This is a genomic window from Streptomyces sp. MUSC 14, assembly GCF_001866675.1.
In the GTDB taxonomy this organism is placed as follows: Bacteria; Actinomycetota; Actinomycetes; order Streptomycetales; family Streptomycetaceae; genus Streptomyces.
Window position 1 is genome coordinate 1 of the sequence record NZ_MLYN01000169.1, and the last position, 259, is coordinate 259.

At 71.0% G+C, this 259-nt stretch carries 1 pseudogene; it reads left to right on the forward strand.

The window, feature by feature from the left end:
* A pseudogene (locus BIV25_RS51970) lies at nucleotides 1–259 on the forward strand (Toxic cation resistance protein); the annotation flags it as partial.

Here is a 259-nt window from a genome sequence, read left to right on the forward strand (position 1 = left end):
CCGCCCCGACCCCCACGGTCCCCGAACCCCGCCAGGAAAACCCCGGCACCCACGACCTGGTGGCCGAAGCCTTCGACAACGTCAAGGTCCCCCACCCGGCCCAGCCGGAGACCCTGACGGAACCCGGCAACGCGCCGGAGACGACGGCTGAGGGCGAGGTCGTACCGACGGCTGAGTCGGACGCTGACGCTGACGACAAGTCCACGGCCAAGGCCGAGGCGACAGCTGAGGCTGAGGACGAAGCCACGGCTGAGGCTGG